General features: G+C 70.2%; 2 protein-coding genes. One reads left to right on the top strand and one right to left on the bottom strand.

Annotated features, from left to right (window positions below):
- Positions 1–124 precede the first annotated feature (124 nt).
- Complete coding sequence (locus tag G6031_RS17995; protein WP_182654014.1) at positions 125–1,048, bottom strand: SDR family oxidoreductase; 924 nt, start codon at positions 1,046–1,048, stop codon at positions 125–127.
- Between the two features lie 119 nt (positions 1,049–1,167).
- Between G6031_RS17995 and G6031_RS17990 the strand changes: the two genes are divergently transcribed.
- The gene (locus tag G6031_RS17990) at positions 1,168–1,392 is read left to right on the top strand and encodes a hypothetical protein (protein WP_179523236.1); all 225 of its coding nucleotides are present in this window, start codon (positions 1,168–1,170) and stop codon (positions 1,390–1,392) included.
- Positions 1,393–1,582 lie beyond the last annotated feature (190 nt).

Raw genomic sequence — 1,582 nt, 5'->3', positions numbered from 1 at the left:
GCCGGGATGGCGTCTCGCGCGAGCGCCTGCCAGGTCAGCGCACAGCCGCCCGCAGACCTGGCGTCTCGCCCGCACCGCGGCTCACGCGAGACGCCATCCCGGCGTGCGGCTGCGTTGGGCCGGCTCAGGGAGTGGGCGCGCCGCCGGTCACCGAGAGCGTGTTCCCGGTGGTGTAGGACGACTCGTCGGAGGCCAGGTACACGTACGCGCCCGCCATCTCGACCGGTTGTCCGGGCCGGCCCAGCGGGTTCTTGTGCCCGAAGATCGGCAGCTTCTCGGGCTTCTGGCCGCCACTCACCTGGAGCGCTGTCCAGAACGGACCGGGCGCGACGGCGTTGACGCGGATGCCGCGCGGTGCGAGCTGCTGGGCGAGCGACTTGGACATGGTGTTGACCGCCGCGCGCGAGGTGGCGTAGTCCACGAGCCCCGGTGACGGGGTGTACGCCTGCACCGAGGACGTGAAGATCACGCTCGATCCGGGCTGCAGGTGGGCGAGCGCCTCCTGCATCATCCAGAACGGCGCCGAGATGTTGACGTTCATCGTCTCGGCCCACTGCTCTGAGGACAGGTCCTCCAGGTGCTCGACGAAGGTCTGCCGGGCGGCGTTGAGCACGAGCACGTCCAGACCGCCGAGCCCCGCGACGGCGTCGCGGACGATCCCGCGCGCGACGGCCTCGTCACCGACGTCGCCGGGGAGCAGGACGCAGGTCCGGCCGGCCGCGCGCACGAGAGCGGCCACGTCGTCGGCGTCGGACTGCTCAGAGGGCAGGTAGCCGATCGCCACGTCGGCGCCCTCGCGCGCGTAGGCGATTGCCACGGCGCGGCCGATCCCGGAGTCTCCGCCGGTGATCAGTGCACGCCGCCCGGTGAGCCGGCCGTGACCCACGTAGGTGTCCTCCCCGTGGTCTGCGGGAGGGTCCATCTCGGAGGCCAACCCCGGAACCGGTTGCTGCTGGACCGGCACCTCGATCTGGTACTTGGTCGTCGGGTCGACGAGTACGGAATGCCCGGGCTGGTCAGAGGACTGAACTGTCGGATCGGTGGTCACGGATGCCTCCCTGGTCGTCTGGACTCCCGACCGTACGCCCCCGGCGACCGGATGCGAGTGGGCGCTCGATCCCCCAGAATGCGGACACGACACACGTCACCCGAACCGAAGGAGTGGGCATGCCCCGTTACCGCGTGATCGACCCCGAGCAGAACGTCATCGATGAGAAGGAGTTCGCCGACGACACCAAGGCCTACGACTGGTTCAAGACGGTCGAGGTCCCCGACGATGCTCTCGGTTACGCCATGGAGGTCGACATGGACGGTAAGTGGACCCGCTTCGAGATCAACGACGGTGGCACCAACACCTCCCCCGCGGCCGACGAGGGCACGGGCGTCGCCTGACCTGACTCAGGCCTACTCAGGCCACGCAGCCGAGCCCGACGGGCCGGCTCCCCACCGCGTCGATGCGGTGGAAAGCCGGCCCGTCGTGGTTGTGGCCGACCCGTCGTGGCCGACCTTCGCGGTCAGCCGGTCGTAGTTGTGGCCATCCCATCGAGGCCGGCCCTCGCGGTCAGCCGGTCGGAGCCGATCG

The sequence above is a fragment of the Dietzia sp. CQ4 genome (genome assembly GCF_014145125.1).
In the GTDB taxonomy this organism is placed as follows: domain Bacteria; phylum Actinomycetota; class Actinomycetes; order Mycobacteriales; family Mycobacteriaceae; genus Dietzia; species Dietzia natronolimnaea.
The sequence above is the reverse complement of the archived record's forward strand: the minus strand, read 5'-3'. Positions and strand labels throughout refer to the sequence as shown.

Bases quoted from the DNA above. Each gene is read 5' to 3' on its own strand.
- G6031_RS17990 (WP_179523236.1), top strand. From the start codon at position 1,168: ATGCCCCGTTACCGCGTGATCGACCCCGAGCAGAACGTCATCGATGAG.